This window comes from Butyrivibrio sp. NC2007 (genome assembly GCF_000421405.1).
Taxonomy (GTDB): Bacteria; Bacillota; Clostridia; order Lachnospirales; family Lachnospiraceae; genus Butyrivibrio.
In genome coordinates this window covers 102,082-121,467 of sequence record NZ_ATWY01000005.1, presented here as the reverse complement: position 1 = coordinate 121,467, position 19,386 = coordinate 102,082, and the positions used below count along the sequence as shown (strand labels likewise).

At 46.2% G+C, this 19,386-nt stretch carries 16 protein-coding genes and 1 tRNA gene; 1 reads left to right on the top strand and 16 read right to left on the bottom strand.

The window, feature by feature from the left end:
* Window positions 1-59: 59 nt before the first annotated feature.
* The 10 genes from uvrA to G632_RS0105650 form a co-directional block, all read right to left on the bottom strand.
* Window positions 60-2,933, bottom strand: a complete 2,874-nt coding sequence (uvrA, locus tag G632_RS0105695) for an excinuclease ABC subunit UvrA (RefSeq protein ID WP_051154880.1) — start codon at window positions 2,931-2,933, stop codon at window positions 60-62.
* Between the two features lie 108 nt (window positions 2,934-3,041).
* The gene (uvrB, locus tag G632_RS0105690; protein ID WP_022768061.1) at window positions 3,042-5,033 is read right to left on the bottom strand and encodes an excinuclease ABC subunit UvrB; all 1,992 of its coding nucleotides are present in this window, start codon (window positions 5,031-5,033) and stop codon (window positions 3,042-3,044) included.
* Between the two features lie 101 nt (window positions 5,034-5,134).
* Complete coding sequence (locus tag G632_RS0105685) at window positions 5,135-5,374, bottom strand: hypothetical protein (protein WP_022768060.1); 240 nt, start codon at window positions 5,372-5,374, stop codon at window positions 5,135-5,137.
* Window positions 5,371-6,345 carry a serine/threonine protein kinase gene (locus G632_RS18935; protein WP_022768059.1) on the bottom strand — a complete coding sequence of 325 codons (975 nt, stop codon included), beginning with the start codon at window positions 6,343-6,345 and terminating at the stop codon, window positions 5,371-5,373. The genes G632_RS0105685 and G632_RS18935 overlap by 4 nt, the downstream gene beginning before the upstream one ends.
* 12 nt (window positions 6,346-6,357) lie before the next feature.
* Window positions 6,358-7,140, bottom strand: a complete 783-nt coding sequence (locus G632_RS0105675) for a PP2C family protein-serine/threonine phosphatase (protein ID WP_022768058.1) — start codon at window positions 7,138-7,140, stop codon at window positions 6,358-6,360.
* Between the two features lie 113 nt (window positions 7,141-7,253).
* Entirely contained in the window at window positions 7,254-8,555 is a 1,302-nt protein-coding gene (locus G632_RS0105670; RefSeq protein WP_022768057.1) for a S41 family peptidase, read from the bottom strand.
* A gap of 18 nt (window positions 8,556-8,573) precedes the next feature.
* On the bottom strand, window positions 8,574-9,797 hold the full coding sequence (locus tag G632_RS0105665) for a murein hydrolase activator EnvC family protein (RefSeq protein WP_022768056.1): 1,224 nt from the start codon (window positions 9,795-9,797) through the stop codon (window positions 8,574-8,576).
* Window positions 9,798-9,822: 25 nt separating this feature from the next.
* On the bottom strand, window positions 9,823-10,719 hold the full coding sequence (gene ftsX / locus G632_RS0105660) for a permease-like cell division protein FtsX (protein ID WP_022768055.1): 897 nt from the start codon (window positions 10,717-10,719) through the stop codon (window positions 9,823-9,825).
* On the bottom strand, window positions 10,709-11,449 hold the full coding sequence (ftsE, locus tag G632_RS0105655; protein WP_022768054.1) for a cell division ATP-binding protein FtsE: 741 nt from the start codon (window positions 11,447-11,449) through the stop codon (window positions 10,709-10,711). Before ftsE ends, ftsX begins: the two co-directional genes overlap by 11 nt.
* A 46-nt stretch (window positions 11,450-11,495) precedes the next feature.
* Complete coding sequence (locus G632_RS0105650) at window positions 11,496-12,578, bottom strand: PucR family transcriptional regulator (RefSeq protein ID WP_022768053.1); 1,083 nt, start codon at window positions 12,576-12,578, stop codon at window positions 11,496-11,498.
* A gap of 271 nt (window positions 12,579-12,849) precedes the next feature.
* Between G632_RS0105650 and G632_RS0105645 the strand changes: the two genes are divergently transcribed.
* Window positions 12,850-13,038 (top strand): YjfB family protein, encoded by a 189-nt coding sequence (locus G632_RS0105645; RefSeq protein ID WP_022768052.1) that lies wholly within the window; start codon window positions 12,850-12,852, stop codon window positions 13,036-13,038.
* 66 nt (window positions 13,039-13,104) lie between these two features.
* On the opposite strand, the gene G632_RS18930 is transcribed toward G632_RS0105645, so the two are convergent.
* From G632_RS18930 to G632_RS0105615, 6 genes are all read right to left on the bottom strand, one after another.
* Entirely contained in the window at window positions 13,105-14,028 is a 924-nt protein-coding gene (locus G632_RS18930) for a CPBP family intramembrane glutamic endopeptidase (protein ID WP_022768051.1), read from the bottom strand.
* Between the two features lie 8 nt (window positions 14,029-14,036).
* Window positions 14,037-14,867, bottom strand: a complete 831-nt coding sequence (locus tag G632_RS0105635) for a CvfB family protein (protein ID WP_022768050.1) — start codon at window positions 14,865-14,867, stop codon at window positions 14,037-14,039.
* 39 nt (window positions 14,868-14,906) lie between these two features.
* Window positions 14,907-15,635: an acyl-[acyl-carrier-protein] thioesterase gene (locus G632_RS0105630; protein ID WP_022768049.1), complete on the bottom strand. Its 729-nt coding sequence runs from the start codon at window positions 15,633-15,635 to the stop codon at window positions 14,907-14,909.
* Between the two features lie 96 nt (window positions 15,636-15,731).
* A tRNA-Gln gene (locus G632_RS0105625) sits at window positions 15,732-15,804 on the bottom strand.
* Window positions 15,805-15,961: 157 nt separating this feature from the next.
* Window positions 15,962-18,073: a glutamine synthetase III family protein gene (locus G632_RS0105620; protein ID WP_022768048.1), complete on the bottom strand. Its 2,112-nt coding sequence runs from the start codon at window positions 18,071-18,073 to the stop codon at window positions 15,962-15,964.
* Between the two features lie 68 nt (window positions 18,074-18,141).
* Window positions 18,142-19,386, bottom strand: coding sequence for a peptidase U32 family protein (locus G632_RS0105615; protein WP_022768047.1), 1,245 nt, complete (start codon window positions 19,384-19,386; stop codon window positions 18,142-18,144).

The window sequence follows — 19,386 nt, the reverse complement described above, 5'->3', positions numbered from 1 at the left end:
TGGCAAAATTTACTCTATTTTAATAATAAGAATTGAGCCGTCCCAATGCAACAACCTATTTACTTAAGGAGTCTCTTTATGTATGCGCCTGTATAGGACTTTTTGCACTTTGCAACTTCTTCAGGAGTTCCGGCAACAACCACTGTACCGCCCTTGGAACCTCCCTCGGGGCCCATATCTATGATATAGTCTCCGGTCTTGATAACGTCCAGGTTGTGTTCAATGACAACAACGGTGTTTCCCTGATCAACAAGAGTGTGCATGATCTTAACAAGCTTCTGGACATCTGCAAAATGAAGACCTGTTGTGGGCTCATCCAGGATATAAACGGTCTTGCCTGTTCCAACCTTGGAAAGCTCAGTTGCAAGTTTGATCCTCTGAGCCTCACCACCGGAGAGCTCTGTGCTGGGCTGACCCAGCTTCACATAACCAAGTCCTACATCGTAGAGAGTCTGGATCTTGCGCTTGATGGTCTTAACATTCTCAAAGAACTTGAGAGCCTCCTCTACTGTCATATCCAGGACATCGTATATGTTCTTGCCCTTGTATCTGACTTCCAGAGTCTCGTGGTTGTATCTCTTACCTCCGCAGACTTCACAGGGCACATAAACATCAGGAAGGAAGTGCATCTCGATCTTGATGATACCGTCTCCTCCGCAGGCTTCGCATCGTCCGCCCTTAACGTTAAAGGAGAATCTTCCCTTCTTGTAACCCCTTGCCTTAGCGTCGGGAGTTCCCGCAAAGAGATCTCTAATCATGTCAAATACGCCGGTATAGGTTGCAGGGTTTGAACGTGGTGTTCTTCCGATAGGCGACTGATCTATGGCAATTACCTTATCAACCTGCTCAAGTCCCTCAATGGCCTTGTGCTTGCCGGGGATAACTCTTGCCCTGTTTAGATCTCTTGCCAGGTGCTTGTAGAGGATCTCGTTGACAAAAGAGCTCTTGCCTGACCCGGATACACCGGTAACAATGGTCATTACTCCAACCGGAACATCTATGTCGATGTTCTTAAGGTTATTTTCCTGTGCACCTTTTATCTTGAGCCAGCCCTTTGGCTGTCTTCTGGTAGCAGGAACTTCTATCTTGAGTTTTCCGGACAGGTACTGGCCTGTCACAGACTCTTTTACCTTCATGATATCCTCGGCAGTTCCGCAGGCAACGATCTTGCCTCCGTGTGAGCCGGCTCCGGGACCAACGTCAACGATGTAATCCGCAGCTCTCATGGTATCTTCATCGTGCTCAACCACGATAAGGGTATTGCCAAGGTCTCGCAGGTTCTTAAGTGTATTAAGGAGCTTGTCATTGTCCCTCTGATGGAGACCGATACTGGGCTCATCTAGGATGTAACATACTCCGCAGAGGCCTGAGCCAATCTGGGTTGCAAGCCTTATTCTCTGAGCTTCTCCGCCGGAAAGAGTTCCCGTTGCTCTCGAGAGAGACAGATAGTCCAGTCCCACATCTACAAGGAATCCAACTCGTGCCTTGATCTCCTTGAGTACCTGGGCTCCTATCATCTCCTGCTGAGTTGTGAGCTTCATGTTCTCGAGATAGCTTTGAAGCTCATCTATGGACATGGAAGTGATCTCGTAAATATTCTTGTCATCTATGGTTACAGCAAGCGACTCCTTCTTAAGTCTCTGACCGCCACAAAGCTGGCAGGGAGTAATTCTCATAAACTCCTCATACTCTGCCTTCATAGCTTCAGAGAAAGTCTCTCTGTAACGCTGTTCTACGTTCTTGATAAGGCCGTCAAATTTGATGGGGTAATCACCTTCGCCCCTCTGACCCTTATAGTGAACCTTAACGGTTCTGTCAGAACCGTAAATTATCATATTCTGAACTTCTTCAGACAGATCCTCGAAAGGTGTATCAAGGCTGAATTTGTATTCCTTGGCAAGTGTTCGGAGTACGGCGTTACTAAAGCTTGAGTCCTTGTTGGCTGACTGCCATCCCATTACAACGATACATCCGTCATTGATGGACAGACTCTTATCGGGGATCATGAGATCGGCATCAAATTCCATCTTGTAGCCAAGTCCCACACAATCAGGGCATGCGCCGAAAGGATTGTTGAAAGAAAAGCTTCTGGGCTCGATCTCAGGGATACTGATTCCGCAGTCAGGACACGCAAAGCTCTGACTAAAGCTCAGTTCCTGTCCGTCAACTACGTCCACAAGAAGAAGTCCCTCTGTAAGCTGAAGGGCATTCTCTATGGAATCGGTAAGTCTGCGGCGAAGATTCTCATTGTCATCTCTGACCACGATTCTGTCTACGATGATCTCGATGTTGTGCTTGATATTCTTGTCCAGCTTGATCTCTTCTTCGGAAATGTCGTACTGGCTGCCATCAATCCTGGCTCTTACATAACCTGCACGCTTAGCTCTGTCCAGGGTCTTCTGGTGTTCACCCTTTTTACCTCTGACAACAGGTGCAAGGATCTGGAGCTTGGTTCCGTCACCCAGGGCCATGATCTGATCGCACATCTCATCCACTGTCTGTCGGCGGATCTCTCTTCCGCAATTGGGGCAGTGAGGAATACCAATCCTCGCGTAGAGAAGCCTGAAATGATCGTAGATCTCAGTAACTGTTCCAACGGTAGATCTGGGGTTCTTGTTGGTGGATTTCTGGTCGATGGATATTGTGGGGGAAAGTCCCTCGATTGCCTCAACATTGGGCTTGTCCATCTGTCCCAGGAACATTCTGGCGTAGGATGAAAGAGACTCCATGTAGCGTCTCTGACCCTCTGCAAAGATGGTCTCAAAAGCAAGAGACGACTTACCTGAACCTGACACACCGGTCAGGACTGTAAGAGTCTCCCTCGGGATCTTTACATTTACATGTTTTAAGTTATGTTCACTGGCACCACGAACCCTGATATAGTCGTGTATATCAGAGGGAAGAATCCTCTTGGTGGTGTTCTTTTTGGTCATCTGATTTTCTGACATAAATATTTCCCTTCCAGAGTAACAAGGAAGTTACTCCTCGCTTCGCTCGGAGTGACACGTTCGAACTAAACTCGATAATACCTCGTTAAGTTCTCACAGCCCTGACGTGAGCTCGTTGTGCACCTTCTTAAGATCGATGAGCTGATCACGCAGCATTGCAGCTGTCTCGAAATCCAGCTCCGTAGCCGCCCTCTTCATCTTCTTCTGAACCTGGGCAATGAGCTTCTCCAGCTCGTCTCTGTCCATGGATTCAGGATCCTTCTCAAACTTAACTTCTTCCTTGGCAACAGCCTTGGTTACTGCAATGAGGTCACGGACTGCCTTCTTGATGGTCTGAGGTGTTATGCCGTGTTCCTCGTTATATTTCTGCTGAATAGCGCGACGTCTCTTGGTCTCATCGATGGCCTTTTTCATGGAGTCAGTCATGGTATCGGCATACATGATTACATGGCCCTCAGAGTTTCTGGCCGCACGTCCGATGGTCTGGATAAGAGAAGTCTCAGAACGAAGGAATCCCTCTTTATCCGCATCTATTATGGCAACCAGAGATATCTCCGGAATATCAAGACCCTCTCTAAGAAGGTTGATACCCACAAGAACGTCAAAGACATCAAGTCTCATATCCCTGATGATCTCAGCTCTCTCCAGGGTATCGATATCCGAGTGCAGATACTTGACCCTGATTCCTGATTCTGCAAGGTATTCTGTAAGATCCTCTGCCATACGCTTGGTAAGTGTAGTTACAAGGACCTTGTTCTTGTTGTCTATCTCTTTCCTGATCTCACCGATAAGGTCATCTATCTGTCCCTCAACAGGGCGTACGTCAACCTCCGGGTCCAAAAGACCTGTCGGCCTGATCACCTGCTCGGCACGAAGAAGCTCGTGTTCCTCCTCATACTTACCCGGGGTAGCCGAGCAGAACAGCATCTGGTCGATGTGCTGCTCAAACTCCTCAAAATTGAGAGGTCTGTTATCAAGAGCAGATGGCAGTCTGAATCCATAGTCCACCAAAGTAAGTTTCCTGCTCCTGTCGCCGTTATACATAGCTCCAACCTGCGGAATTGTCATATGTGACTCGTCAACGATGATCAGAAAATCATCGTCAAAGAAGTCAAGAAGAGTCAGCGGAGGCTCGCCGGGTTTGGCAAAATTAAGGTGTCTTGAGTAGTTCTCAATTCCGGAACAAAAGCCCGTCTCCCTCATCATCTCAACATCAAAGTTGGTGCGCTCAGCAATTCTCTGAGCCTCTATAAGTCTGTCCTCACCCTTAAAGAACTTAACCTGTTCCTCGAGCTCTTTCTCAATGTTGTCACAGGCTGCATTGATCTTCTCCTGAGGGACAACATAGTGAGAAGCCGGGTAAATCATGACATGGGTCAGCTCGCTCCTGACCTTGGAAGTAACAGGTTCAACTTCACAGATCCTGTCTATCTCATCTCCGAAGAACTCAATCCTGATCAGATAATCATCAGCGTTGGCGGGAAAGACCTCAACCGTATCTCCGCGAACCCTGAAGTTACATCTTCCAAGTTCCATGTCGTTTCTATCGTACTGGATTGCCACAAGATCCTTGATCAGTTCATCTCTGTCCTTGGTCATGCCCGGACGCAGTGATACTGACATGCCCTTAAATTCCTCAGGGCTTCCAAGGCCGTAGATACAGGATACACTGGCAACAACGATCACATCCTTCCTCTCGGCAAGGGATGCAGTTGCAGAAAGTCTGAGCTTATCTATCTCGTCGTTAATCGCAGAATCCTTGGCAATATAAGTATCAGTCTGTGGCACGTAGGCCTCAGGCTGGTAATAATCGTAGTAAGAGACAAAGTACTCTACAGCATTCTCCGGGAAGAACTCCTTCATCTCACCATAGAGCTGTCCTGCCAGAGTCTTGTTGTGGCTGATGATAAGTGTGGGCTTATTGAGCGCAGCAATAACATTGGCCATGGTAAAGGTCTTACCTGAGCCGGTTACTCCCAGCAGCGTCTCAAACTGATTGCCCTCTTTAAAACCATCAACTAATTTCTTGATCGCCTGGGGCTGATCGCCCGTCGGCTTATATTCAGAATGTAATTTGAAGTCCATGTTTTACCCTCAAATTCTGGTCCACAAACAATAAGTGCATATACGTTGTCAGTATATCATTTTCAAAGTACATTGTCCACAATTTTTAGAACATCTGTTCGTTATAGATTGATGGAATCGTAGGTGTATACAAGGTCCTGCTCGATCACGAAGTCCTCATCGCACACAGAGCCTGAATAGTCTCCGCGGCCAAGTAGCTGCGTCGTGCACATAGCAGCCGTTGCAGCTCCTTCCGGAATTATCTCCGGCGTTTCACCACCCTTTGCAAGAAGGCTTCCAAGTCCCAGTATCACCACAAGAGCAACGAAAACCACCAGAAAGGTATAAGCAAAGATCATCATTCTTCTTCCTCCATAGGCAACTTTAGCCATTCAATATCATCGCCGTATTTCTCATCAAGTATCTCTCTTATTCTGATACCTGCCCTTCCAAGTCTTTCTTTAACCGAAGGGATTCTCATCTGAGCGTCTATGGCGGCGTAGCTCACAAACGTATCGTAGTGAGTTAAGCCCAAAGAAATGACCATCGCAAGTACTGCTGCCACTGTGACATATCTGACGTTCGCCAGAACCTTATTCCTAGCAGCAATTTTCGGATACTTCTTCATTGCCACCCTAATTTCTCTGCAGCTTCCAAACCGGTCTTCCCTGTCCGGTCTTGTACATTTATCGATTATAGCCATCAGTTCAGGTGAGCACTTACCACCCATGATCTGCAAAAGAGTCCTTCCAAAGCAGTATATGTCCGTCCTCGGGTCTGTCTGTCCGAGGTTCCCATACTGCTCAGGTGCTGCGAAGCCGCCGGTTCCCAGGTTCCTGGTATCTGACATCGCCCCGCCCTCATAGTATCTTGCAGCTCCGAAATCGATGAGCGATACATGCCCGTCGGGACGCACCATGATATTGGCAGGCTTTAAGTCGCGGTAGACGACAGGTCTTTTGCCACCATGCAGATATGAAAGGATATCCAGAAGCTCAAGCCCCATGGCCACAGCCTCTTTCTCCCCAAGAAAGCCCTTGTGCTTAATGAACTTCTCGAGGCTGTTTCCCGGAACATACTCAAGGACAAATGCATCGTCATAAACATCTATGAGTTTCGGAATCGCAGGGTGGCTCAGCACCTTAAGAAGTCCCACTTCTTCCTCTACTGCACATCCTATATCTCCGGCTCCGTACACATCTTTCTTTATCTGCTTGATGGTTACAGCTCTGCCCTTCTCTTCATCAATTCCCATGAGAACTACGCTGCTTCCGCCCTCGCCAAGCTTTCTTTTTATTCTGTATTTATCCCTGTATAAAATTCCTGTATCCATCCCAATTACTCCTTAAAACTCCAGACACATGGCTGCTGCTGAAATGTTATCCTTCTCTTTTCTGCTCCAGGCGAGCTCAGATAGCTTTTTGCACTCCTGCAGCATATCCATATCCGTCACGCACATCTGGGGACATAGCTTTTTATGCATCTCCTCAGGACTCAGTGTTCGCCAAAATCCGTCGCTACAGGCTAGGACAGTTGTGCTTCCTGAAAATGTTCCATGGCCCACTTCGATTTCCGGATCCATCGTGGTTCCCACGGACCAAAGAAGCACATTTCTCTCAGGGTCTGTCTCCATTTCCCCGGCTGTTATCAGGCCCTTATCCAGCTTATCCTGCACCAGGCTCTGGTCCTTTGTTATGGCCCGGGCTCTGGCGCTGTCTATCAGATATATCCGGGAGTCACCTATATTCAGTGTCATGTACCTCGTACCAATCTGCAAAAGAGCTGTCATAGTGGTTCCAAGGTTTATCCCCCTGTGCTTGCCGTATCTCTTAAGCTCTCCGCAAACCTTCACAATGAGCCTCTTTAGCGATATCTCCGCAGTCTTAAACAGCTCATCCTCACTCATACCCTGCATCAGAGACAGTTCCTCATTAAACCACCTCTCCAGAGCCCTTATCACTTTGCAGCTTGCAACTTCGCCTTTAGATAGGCCTCCCATTCCATCGCATACTGCGGCAAAAGAGATCCTTCCGTACCTTCTCGTATTGGCTACCTTGATCATAGCCGCGTCCTGATTTACCTTGCGCACTTTGCCGGCATCGGTAAAAATACATGCCTTTACTTCCATAAAACTCGTTACTCCTGAAAACTGTTAGAATAAACATATGATGTGCTACGCACAAAAAAATAAGACTGTGCCGAAGATGTTCGACACAGTCTTTGATATTACACGTATACAATTTAATTGTCAAGAAGTTTTTCCATGACCTCGATACCCTTTTCGAGCTGATTGTCTGTTTTGTCCTCAGCGTAGGCATCTGCGTCAAATTCAATCTCTACATCCGGCTCAATTCCTATGCCGTGGATGTTGTTGCCGTTAGGAGTGTAGTAATCACTTACCGTGAGCTTAACGGCTGTTCCGTCCTTAAGATCAAAGATCCTCTGAACGATTCCCTTACCGAAGGTTGTTGTTCCGACCAAAGTTCCGATCTTGTAATCCTTGATGGCTCCTGAGAGGATCTCGGAAGCGCTGGCTGAATACTGGTTTACAAGAACAACCACCGGAATATCGATCTCATGCTCTCCATCGCACGTGTAGTCATCTCTGTTTCCGTCCCTGTCGACGGTATAAACAATAAGTCCCTTGGGAAGGAGCTGTCTTGCGATCTCGCATACAGCCTGAAGGCTTCCACCCGGATTACTTCTGAGGTCGATGATAAGGCCCTGCATATCCTTCTCACGAAGCTCTGCCATTCCCTCAGCGAACTGGTCGGGAGTAACGTCATCAAACTCAGTGATCTGAAGGTATCCGATATTCTCTTTTTCTCCGACCATCTTGGTTGTTACTGTAGGAACCTCTACTGCGCTTCTCTCAACATCAACCTCGATCTGCTCTCTCTTGGAGCCTCTTAAGATTGTGAGGTGCACCGTTGTTCCTTCAGGCCCCTTGATCAGCGAAACAACTTCATCCAGCTCAAGGCCGCTTGTAGACTCTTTATTTACCTCAGAAATGATATCGTCAGTCTGAAGCTCTGCTCTCTCAGCGGGAGTTCCGGGCATTACGCCTGAAATCCTGGGAAGCCCCATATCTTCATCTATGCTGACATAAGCACCGATTCCGTAGTAAACACCTGCAGTGTCGGACAAAAGATCATTGAGCTCCTCCTCTGTGTAGTATACAGAGTAAGGATCGCCCAGCGAATCCATAAGTCCTTTATAAATACCGTCTGCTTCAACCTCATCGCTGACATCGGGCTTGTAGTAATACTCGTCGATCACATCATCGAGAGCCTCAATCTTTTTTGCAATGTCTTCTGTGAGAAGGTCGTCTCCGCCGAGCTTACCTGCTATCTGGGAAGAGCCACCAAAAAATCCCGCAAAAGGATTAGCAAATAAGAAAACATATATTCCTGCCACTATGAACAGGGCGATGAAGCATCCCACCAATATTCCGGCTATGAACCTTCTGGTGAGTTTCCCCTTATCCTCAGGTATCTGAGGCATCTGTGGGGGCATTGATTCAAAATTATTATTAGTATCCACTTTTTACTCCTATCCGGCTTACTTAAGATAATTCCATGGGCTTACGTAATTGCCGTTAAGTCTCACACCAAAGTGAAGGTGCGGACCTGTAGATCTTCCGGTCGAACCTACTGCTCCGATCTTGGTTCCCGAGGTAACATCCTGTCCCTTTGAAACGTAGAGAGCCGAGCAGTGCATGTAGATGGTATAAAGACCTCCTCCATGGTTTATCATGATGTAGTTACCCATGGATGAGTTGTAATCAGCAGCTACTACTGTTCCGTTGTAAGCTGCCAGTATAGGTGAGCCCGATGGGGCCGCCAGATCTATACCGTTATGCATCTTCTCGATTCCGAGAGTCGGATGCATTCTCATGCCATAATTATCAGAAATTCTGGTGTAGTTGGGAGCAGGCCAGGTGAACATTCCGCCGTCATACATGTATCTGCTGTAGAGCGATGCCTTGTCCGCCGCAACCTCCCTCTCCAGGGCGGCGATTGCTGCATTCTCAGCCTTGATCTCGTCCTCGTAGGCCTTGATGGCTGCTTCCTTTTGAGTGATATCCATTTTAACAGCTGAAAGCTCATTAGCCTTGGTATCCATCAGCGCCTGAAGAGAAGCTTCCTCATCTTCCTTGGCAGCTTTGGCTTCATCAAGTGTAGCCTTTTCTTCCTCAAGAGCCTCTTTGGTTAGCCTTATCAGCTCTGTTGTCTGTATGTATTCGTTGAGCTTCTGCCTGTCATAGGAGGAGAGCATCTCAATGTACTCCGCCTTGTTCAGCATGTCAGCGAAGGTTCCTGACTGTATGAGAAGTTCAAGATAGAGCGTATCTCCGCGCTCATACATAAACTTGATACGCTTCTTCATGGCCTCATACTGTGCTTTTTGAATAGCTTCAGCCTCTATAAGCTCTGCAGTTGTTGTCTCTATCTCCTGCTCTTTTTCTGTTATCTCGTTATTAAGGGAATCAATCTTTTCCTGGATATCAGTAAGCTGTCCGTCCAGCTGAGTAATATAGTTGTTGAGGTTGGACTTACTGGTCTCCAGTTCCTTCTTGACTTTCTCAAGATCTGTCTTGGCATTCTTAAGAGAGTCTCTCTCTTTCTTGGCCTCGCTGATCTGATTCTCCTTGGCCTTGATTGACTCCTCGGTAACCTCAGCATAACTGGTAACAGCAGACGACATAAAGACAAAGACAGCCATTAAAAGGCACAGGATAACGCCCGATATTCTTTTTGTGCTTCTTTTAAAAAATCTAATCACCTATGGGTCGTCCTTATCCTGATCTTTATACGTGCAAGTGCTTTCTTACTGTGATGAAACTTCCGAAGAAACCGATACCAATACCGATGAGAAGTGATATAGGAATCAGACTGTTGAACACTGTCTCAACAGGCAGGAAGTTCAGGAGTGAACTTAGCATTGTAAATCTTGATACAACGTAGGTGATAACGTGTGTATATACGAAATAGATAATGACCAGAGGTATAGCGGATCCGATAAGACCGATAAGAATACCCTCAACAACGAAGGGTGCTCTTACAAAGAAGTCTGTGGCACCGATATACTTCATGATGTTGATCTCGTCTTTTCTGACTGCAATACCCATAGTTACCGTGTTGCTGATAAGGAATATTGATACCAGCAAAAGAACTATGATAATACCCGCAGACACATAAGCAATAAGGAGGTTGAGTCCGCTGAGTGTTGTAGCTGTAACCTCAGACCTGTTAACCTCTCTTACAGATGTGATGGACTCTATATAAGTTACAAGAGCCGGCTGCATTGATACGTCGTTAAGATAAATCTGAAGGTTGGCTGAATCTGCCAGAGGGTTCTCTGTGAATCCGTCTGCATACTCTCCAAGGTACTCCTCCTTGAAGCCTTCCCATGCCTCATCAGCTGAAACGTACTGAATCTCACGTACCTCTGTCCTCTTCTCCAGATCACTCTTTACCGCAAGGATCTCATCCTCAGTTGTTCCCTCGTTGAAGAACACTGTTACAGAGACTCCTTCCTCCGCTGTCTTAACCACGTTCTGGAAGTTTGTGATTATGGCATAAAACAGGCCAAACAGGAAAAGACATGCTGTAATGGTAGCAATTGATGCCAGTGTGTACCATTTATTACGTCCCAAGTTCTTAAAGCCCTGGCCTATTGTGTAAAAGAAACTATTAATCCTCATCGATGTACATACCCTCTTCCTCGTCCTCTATAATGACGCCCTTCTTCATGGTAATAACTCGCTTCTTCATAGCATTTACTATCTCTCTGTTGTGAGTAACTACGATGACGGTTGTACCATTCTCGTTGATCTGTTCCATGAGTTTCATAATTTCCCAGGAATTATTGGGATCCAGGTTACCGGTAGGCTCGTCAGCAAGAAGAATGGCCGGCTTGTTTACAAGAGCCCTTGCAAGAGCAACTCTCTGCTGCTCACCACCTGAAAGCTGATTGATCTTGTTTTTGTATTTTCCTGCCAGATTGACAGTGGCAAGTATTGACGGAACGTTACGCTTTATGTCCCTTGTGGGAGTCTGAACAATCCTCTGGGCAAAAGCGACGTTTTCATAGACGTTTCTGTCCTTTAAGAGACGGAAATCCTGGAATACAATTCCAAGGTTTCTTCTGAACTTCGGAATCTTGCTGTGCTTGATCCTCTTTAAATTATATCCGAGAACTGTGATCTCGCCGTCAGTGGGAACAAGCTCTCTGAGCAGGAGCTTGATAAGAGTAGACTTACCTGATCCGCTGTCGCCCACTATAAAAACAAATTCACCCCTCTTAATGTGAAGGGTGACTCCGTTTAAGGCCGGTGCACCCGTAGAATAAGATTTAGTCACGTTTTCAAGCGTGATAACCTCATCCTCGGGGATCTGCCTGTTTGTCCTTCTTTTTCTGTATCCTCTTTCCATAACTCTCCTCTTTGTTAAACCGTAATATGCCTACCTGACATATCAATTACGTGAACCTCTCCATATACTTCATATATCTTACAACCATTAATGCAATTTTGAAAGTAATGGCATCGTCAAAGACTCTCAGATCGAGGCCGGTGCTCTTCTGAAGCTTGTCCAGTCTGTAAACAAGAGTGTTTCTGTGGATGAAGAGCTGTCTTGAGGTCTCGGATACATTGAGGCTGTTCTCAAAGAACTTATCAATGGTGCTTAAGGTCTCCTGATCAAACTCATCAGGATTCCTTCCTCCGAAGATCTCTTTTATAAACATCTTGCAGAGCGGAATAGGAAGCTGATAGATAAGTCTTCCGATACCCAGCTCGCTGTAGCAGATAACCTTGCGCTCGTCAAAGAAGATCTTGCCTACATCAAGAGCCATCTTGGCTTCCTTGTAGGAACGGCTCACTTCCTTGATCTCGCCAACAACTGTACCATAGGCGATCCTTACGCCTGAAAGTCCCTCTTTTTCAAGTGATGATAAAATATCCTCAGCTGATCTTGCAATCTCGTAAGGCTTAGCCATCTCGCTGACATCCTTGACTACGATGACGTTGTCCTCATCTACCTCTGTTACAAAATCAGTTCCGCTGCCCACACAGGTTCTTGTGAGCTCAAGTATATTGCTGTCTCTTCCACCGGCGCACTCTACGATCATGGCAACTCTCTTGGCGTCGCTCTGGATGTGAAGCTTCTTGGCTCTGCTGTAGATATCAACCAGAAGAAGGTTGTCAAGGAGCAGGTTCTTGATAAAGTTGTCCTTATCAAAGCGCTCTTTGTATGCAACCAAAAGGCTCTGGATCTGATATGCGATCATCTTGCCCAGCATATATACGTTGTCGCCGCTTCCGGTGCAGATGAGCAGATACTCAAGCTGCTGCTCGTCATATATCTTGAAATACTGATAGCCCTGTATCTCCTGCGAATCTGCAGGTGACTCAACAAAGTCCCTGGCCACTGCCGAAACGTTGCCGATCTCATTGGTGGTAGATGCAACCTCCTTACCGTCAATATCAAGCACACAAAGGTCTACATGCGCTATGTTCTTGAGTCCGTCGATTGTGTTCTGCAAAATCTGATTGGATATCATGTATCACTCTTTCTTGCACCTTTAGTGCAGATTAAATTATTACAATATTTGTAATGAAAAAACATTACTTATCCATTTTAATATAAATGTACAAAAAAATCTATACAAACAGAGGTGTTTTTTGTCTATTTTTTTAATTTTGTAGTCAAAAGTCACAAAAACGCCTCTTATTTTTTGCCATCCGACTTTCTTCCTGGCAATTATATTTTTGTCCCTCCAAGCCGATATAACAGATAAGGGAAAGTATATTCATACACAAGGAGGTGGCCTTATGGATATTCCTGCTTTATCGATGGCCCTTGCTCAGAACAATATCAAGAATGATTATGGCGTTGCTATGCTCGCAAAGAGTCTCGACAACCTCGAGGCAAACGGCGCAGCCATGGTTTCGGCCATGAATTCAATGCCCTCGCCATCTCTTGATCCCAATGTCGGTCAAAATATCGACATAAGTATCTGAGGCCATCAAAACCGTGCAGTATTGCACAAGAAAAGACCCGCTGAACGCATCAGTGGGTCTTTTTGATTATATAAAGCTATTTAAAACTTCCAGTCCGATCATATAAACTGCAGCAATGACTATGGCCAAAACAAGCGGAACAGTGATGAGTTTGTAGCCCTGCTTGCGACATTTCGGAATGCTGACAAAGAACTCTTTTCTCTTCTCGATATCAGATATCTTTATCACCACACAGAACGCGATTGCCGTGAAGATGACCGCTGCCACGAAGTAGATTCCAATGGTTAAAAGAATCTGTCCCGTAGCCTCCATATCTGTGAGCATGCTCTCTGCATTATCCAGAACATCCGAAGTTGCATACATCAGCACCACCTCAATAGAGTTGAAGGTTGCGTGGGCGATAAACGAGGTCAACACACTTCCCGTAGCCTCCACCAGGAGTGCTAGCATAAGTCCCATGGCTGCGCCATAAGCAAACTGGTTGAAGTTCATGTGCGTCAGTCCAAAGAGGATCGACGAGAGGATCATGGAACCAATGATCCTGCCGGTTCTCTGATAACTCTGAAGGAAAAAGCCTCTAAACACAACCTCTTCTACCAATGGTCCGAAGATTCCTATCAGCAGAAACATCTCCCACATGGGCATTACGGTGATCTCATCCGAGAGTCCCACAATTGTGTTATCAACAAAGAGCATCGAAACCGAATTGATGAAGGTTACCAGCGGGAAAAGAAGCACCACATACAGAATCGTAAGAAGCGCAGACGATATCTTTATCCTTTTAAAGGGAATAAGCACCCCAAGCCTGTCTCCGTGGTAAAAGATCGTAGCAATGGCCGGAACCAGTATCATAAGCTCGCTTAAGATGTTACTGGCAGTAATGGAGAGTGCACCTCCTGTGGTAAATACCCAGGCCGTCAGTAAAAGTACTAGCGCCAGTGTGGATAGAATCATATAAAGATAAGCTCTATTGGCTCTTTTATAGTCCATTTAAGTCCTCACTTTTTGACAATTGAATCGGGTCTTATTTCGATCTTGCCTTCCTTGAGAAGTCTTCCGACAGCTCTTTTGAACTCATTCTTACTCATGCCTGCCTTATCTCTGATAAGTTCAGGTGAAGCCTTATCCGTAAATGGCAGCTTTCCGCCGCACTGCTCTATCATGGAAAAGACCTTCTGGGCATCTGTATCCATCTGAAGATATGCCTTTTCTCTGATGCTCAGATTGAGCTTGCCATCATCCTTAACAGACACAACTCTTGCTGTTACCTGATCGCCAATCTGAATGTTTCCATAGAGCTCTTTCTTGGGGATCAGACCTGAGTATATGTCATCAACAGCCACAAAAGCGCCGAAATTATCGCTCATCTCATAAACAGTGCCCTTAACCTTGTCATCCTTGCCATAGGGCGAATTTGTAAGCAGATACTGATAAACGTTCATGGTCACACAGAGTCTGTTGCTCTTGTCGATGTACATGGCACAGAGCACCTCTTCGCCGGGTTTAACCTTTCTGGTCTGCTCCTTGAAAGGAAGAAGTACGTCTTTCTCAAGGCCCCAGTCCATGAAAGCTCCGATTCTGGCAACATCCTTGACCTTAAGCATTCTCACATCGCCCAGCATGATCTTTGGTTCATTGGTCGTCGCGATCAGCCTGTCGTCTGAGTCTCTGTAGATAAAGACCTCTATCTTGCTGCCGACTTCTGTTCCTTCCGGAACCTGCTTATTTGGTAAAAGAACTTTCTCCTCCGGGTCGGTATCTGCAAGATACACACCGAAGTCCACCTTCTTAACTACCTTTAAAACCTGCTTTTCTCCTAATTTGATCATAAGTCCTCCGTTTCTCTCTACCGAGATTTCGCAATTGCTTCATTGCGCAATAAACTCAACCTTGCAGACACTATGTCCGTCTGCATCCTTTAAATTAATAGTATAAGACATATTGCCATTTTGCAAAGATTTATAAACATCGGGGTACAATATATCCCCAAGTCTTGCCTGTTTCCTGTATTCAGCCCTTATTCTCTTGATATTGATGCTCTCATTATCAAGTCTTCCAAGAGCCATTCTCACGTACTGTCCATTGTTTACGTGATTGTTCGTATCAAGATGGTGCTCCCTTACCACGATCTCATCCGCTGCCACAGGAGTAATATCTCTGGGAATAACAATCTTTCTTGGTAAGTATTCCATATCAAGGCGCTCCTCCACAGGATAAGCCTCAATGATCTCAGGAGTCACCTTGGCAGGAATCCCTTTTTCAAAGTTAAACAGTATCCACTCGGAATTGGCAATAGCAAGCCTCTCACCCTCTCTGGTGTCCATAAAGAAGTTACGAAGGCCAAAATAGCCCTTGATCTCGTAGGGCACAGTTCCTATTGTCACTTCCTCGCAAAGCTTTGGGAGCCTGTTTATCTCAATCTGCCAGGAACTCAAAACCCAAGCCAGTCCATTACTTTTAAGATACTCCATGGAAGCCGGTCCGTCCTGTGTCTGGAACGTAGAACAATCCTGAAAATAGTTGATCAGGGATTCTATTGTCAGTTCCGCATTGGTATCTGTTTCGCTGTATCTGATTCGTGAATTGAAGCTGTACATAAGTACCTCCTTATACCTGCCATTAAATTGCAAAGCCGAAATCTGCAATAACACGAAAAAAGCTCCTCAAAGCTAACGCTTTGAAGAGCTTGATAGCTGGGCTAGTAGGATTCGAACCTACGTAATGACGGAGTCAGAGTCCGTTGCCTTACCGCTTGGCGATAGCCCATCGGACAAGAAATAATTATACGTGGTCTTTTTATTAATTGCAAGTACTTTTTTTGATTTTTTTTAAAAAGTTTTGGTGAGTCAGTGGGGACGTTTCAGTTTGACTCATTTTGTGAAGCAAAATGAGTCAAACTGAAACGTCCCCAATGACTCACATATTAGCCCTCGAAGAGGAGATCTGCATATGTAGGGAAAGGCCAATCCTTTTTATCCACAAGCATCTCAAGCTTGTCGGCAGGCTCACGGAGAGCCTCCATGGAAGGTCTTACCTTATCTTTATAGAAATAAGCAAGCTTTCTCTCATCTGTGATCTTGCCGGCCTTGGCCTCATTGGCCTTAAGCTGGTCAAGGGCCTTCTTCATCTTGTTGAGCTCTGTTGTGATCTCATTAAGCTCATCAGCCATAGCTGAAGCATCAGCGCCTGCTGCCTTTACTTCGTTGACATCCTTGGCAAGACGTCCTGCGTACTTCATAACTGCAGGAATGATCTGCTTGGAAGCCATGTCAATCATTGTGAGAGCTTCGATGTTGATGGTCTTAGCGTAGTTCTCGAAGATGATCTCTTTTCTTGATTCAAGCTCAACCTTAGTGTATACACCGAAGTCTTCAAAGAGCTTGATCGCCTTCTTGGTAGTAAGTGTATCTGCTGCCTCGATTGTGGACTTGATGTTTGGAAGTCCGCGTCTCTCAGCCTCTTTTACCCATGCGTCTGAATATCCGTCACCGTTGAATATGATCCTCTGGTGCTTGGTCAGGTATTCCTTCATAAGGTCATGAACTGCAACGTCGAAGTCCTTGGCCTTCTCAAGAATGTCTGCTGCCTCGCAGAAAGCCTCGGCAACGATGGTGTTAAGTGTTGTATTTGAGCTGGCCATTGAATCTGATGAGCCAACCATTCTGAACTCGAACTTATTACCTGTAAAGGCAAAAGGTGATGTACGGTTTCTGTCTGTTGCATCCTTCTCAAACTGAGGAAGAGTTGAAACACCGGTCTTGAGCTTGCCTCCGCGCTTACTGGACTTGGCAACGCCGGTCTCAATGAGCTGTCTTACAACGTCTTCGAGCTGCTCTCCGAGGAACACGGAAATGATCGCAGGCGGAGCCTCGTTGGCACCAAGCCTGTGGTCGTTTCCTACATCAGCTGCGCTCTGACGAAGAAGGTCAGCGTGAGTATCAACTGCCTTAAGTATGCATGCAAGTACAAAAAGGAACTGAACGTTCTTGTTAGGTGTATCACCGGGATCAAGAAGGTTCACGCCGTTATCTGTGCAAAGAGACCAGTTGTCGTGCTTACCTGAGCCGTTAACTCCGGCGAAGGGTTTCTCGTGAAGAAGGCATCTCATGTGATGATGCTCTGCAACTCTCTTCATGGTCTCCATAATGATTTGGTTGTGGTCTACTGCGATATTTGCAGTCTCGTAGATAGGAGCAAGCTCGTGCTGTCCGGGAGCAACCTCGTTGTGCTGAGTCTTGTCCGGAACGCCAAGCTTCCAGAGCTCTGTGTTGAGGTCCTTCATGTACTCTCCGACTCTCTCACGGATAACACCGAAGTAGTGATCCTCCATCTCCTGACCCTTTGGAGGCATTGCTCCAAAAAGTGTTCTTCCGGTAAAGATAAGGTCCTCTCTCTTCATGGACTTATCCCAGTCAACAAGGAAGTATTCCTGCTCAGGACCAACGGATACGTTGACTCTCTTGGCTGTAGTATTGCCAAAAAGTCTTACGATACGAAGAGCCTGCTTGTTAACTGCTTCCATGGATCTTAAAAGAGGAGTCTTTTTATCAAGAGCTTCTCCTGTATATGAACAAAATGCTGTAGGGATGCAGAGGGTAACACCTGCTCCGGACTCCTTAAGGAAAGCCGGTGATGTGATATCCCAGGTTGTATATCCTCTTGCTTCGAATGTAGCTCTAAGGCCGCCCGATGGGAATGATGATGCATCAGGTTCACCCTTTATAAGCTCTTTTCCTGAAAAAGAAGTGAGCATGTGGCCATCGGCGTCAGCGCTTCCAACAAATGAATCATGCTTCTCAGCTGTAATGCCTGTAAGCGGCTGGAACCAGTGGGTGTAGTGTGTTGCTCCCCTCTCCATTGCCCAGCTCTTCATCTCGTTGGCAACAACATCAGCAGACTCCTTGGAGAGTTCTCCGCCGTTCTCGATGACGTTTATAACTTCCTTGAAGACAGACTTCGGAAGACGCTCTCTCATCGTCGCGATGGTAAAGACGTTCTGACCAAAGATCTCTTCTACATTAACCACATTGCTCATCCTATGTTCCCCTTTAAACTGAATTTGTATTCAACTATACAATAATTCTTAGAAAACTCAAGTGTTTTTTACTGTTCCTTGGTGGAATCCTCTGCATCCACTCTGAGAATATCGTATTTTGAAGGCGTGACAGAAAGGTCAAGATAAATGACTTCCTTGGAGTGCGGACAGGACTCTACGGCTGTTCCATCCTCTCTGTACATGCCTTTTACTGTAGTCTTTACATCAGTTCCGTCGGGCTTCATGATCTCGATCTCATCACCCACGGAGAACTTGTTTCGCTGCTCTATTCTTGCATAACCCCGCTCGTCAATGTCATAAACGATTCCGAGGTAGATATATTCATTTATGTAAGTGTTGTTGTCATAGATCTGAGTCTCATCACTGGGCTTGCCAAAATAAAAACCTGTGGTGAACTGGCGGTAAGTACATCTTGAAATCTGATCAAGATACCATGGCATGTTCTGCCTGTACTTCTCCTCCGACTCAAAGTAGTCATCGATAGCCTTTCTGTAAGTCCTTGCAACGGTTGCAACATAAAGGGCTGTCTTCATTCTTCCCTCGATCTTGCAGCTGTCCACACCTGCATCCACCAGCTCCGGAATGTGCTCTATCATGCACAGATCCTTGGAGTTGAAGATATAGGTTCCGCGCTCATTCTCATAAACAGGAAGGTATTCACCGGGTCTTTTCTCCTCCACAACCGCATATTTCCATCTGCAGGGATGAGTGCAGGCGCCGTGGTTGGCATCACGCCCTGTGAAGTAATTGGACAAAAGACATCTTCCCGAATATGAAATGCACATAGCGCCATGGATGAAGCACTCCATCTCAAGATCATCCGGAATCCTAGACGTTATTTCTTTTATCTCATTTATGGAAAGCTCTCTGGCTGCAACGACTCTCTTGGCTCCGAGGTCATGCCAGAAATTGTAGGTCTCATAGTTGGTGTTGTTGGCCTGGGTTGAAACGTGGATATCAATCTCGGGGCATATCCTTCTGGCCTTCATGAAGATGCCGGGGTCTGCGATAATCAGTGCATCAGGCTTTAGCTCTTTTAACTCATGAAGATAAGTCTCAACACCGTCGAGATCGTAGTTGTGGGCCAGGATATTGACGGTGACATGGACCTTGACGCCATGGGCGTGAGCAAACTCAATGCCCTCCTTCATCTCGTCGTGGCTGAAATTCTTGGCCTTGGCACGAAGCCCGAAGGCATCTCCGCCGATATAAACCGCATCGGCGCCGAATGTTACGGCTGTCTTAAGTACTTCAAGACTTGATGCAGGTATTAAAAGTTCAGGTTTTTTCAT

Excerpts from the sequence above, each read along its gene's own strand:
- uvrA (WP_051154880.1), bottom strand. The coding sequence starts at position 2,933 with ATGACCAAAAAGAACACCACCAAGAGGATTCTTCCCTCTGATATACAC.
- uvrB (WP_022768061.1), bottom strand. The coding sequence starts at position 5,033 with ATGGACTTCAAATTACATTCTGAATATAAGCCGACGGGCGATCAGCCC.
- G632_RS0105685 (WP_022768060.1), bottom strand. The coding sequence starts at position 5,374 with ATGATGATCTTTGCTTATACCTTTCTGGTGGTTTTCGTTGCTCTTGTG.
- G632_RS18935 (WP_022768059.1), bottom strand. The coding sequence starts at position 6,345 with ATGGATACAGGAATTTTATACAGGGATAAATACAGAATAAAAAGAAAG.
- G632_RS0105675 (WP_022768058.1), bottom strand. The coding sequence starts at position 7,140 with ATGGAAGTAAAGGCATGTATTTTTACCGATGCCGGCAAAGTGCGCAAG.
- ftsX (WP_022768055.1), bottom strand. The coding sequence starts at position 10,719 with ATGAGGATTAATAGTTTCTTTTACACAATAGGCCAGGGCTTTAAGAAC.
- ftsE (WP_022768054.1), bottom strand. The coding sequence starts at position 11,449 with ATGGAAAGAGGATACAGAAAAAGAAGGACAAACAGGCAGATCCCCGAG.
- G632_RS0105650 (WP_022768053.1), bottom strand. The coding sequence starts at position 12,578 with ATGATATCCAATCAGATTTTGCAGAACACAATCGACGGACTCAAGAAC.
- G632_RS0105645 (WP_022768052.1), top strand. The coding sequence starts at position 12,850 with ATGGATATTCCTGCTTTATCGATGGCCCTTGCTCAGAACAATATCAAG.
- G632_RS18930 (WP_022768051.1), bottom strand. The coding sequence starts at position 14,028 with ATGGACTATAAAAGAGCCAATAGAGCTTATCTTTATATGATTCTATCC.
- G632_RS0105635 (WP_022768050.1), bottom strand. The coding sequence starts at position 14,867 with ATGATCAAATTAGGAGAAAAGCAGGTTTTAAAGGTAGTTAAGAAGGTG.
- G632_RS0105630 (WP_022768049.1), bottom strand. The coding sequence starts at position 15,635 with ATGTACAGCTTCAATTCACGAATCAGATACAGCGAAACAGATACCAAT.
- G632_RS0105620 (WP_022768048.1), bottom strand. The coding sequence starts at position 18,073 with ATGAGCAATGTGGTTAATGTAGAAGAGATCTTTGGTCAGAACGTCTTT.
- G632_RS0105615 (WP_022768047.1), bottom strand. The coding sequence starts at position 19,386 with ATGAAAAAACCTGAACTTTTAATACCTGCATCAAGTCTTGAAGTACTT.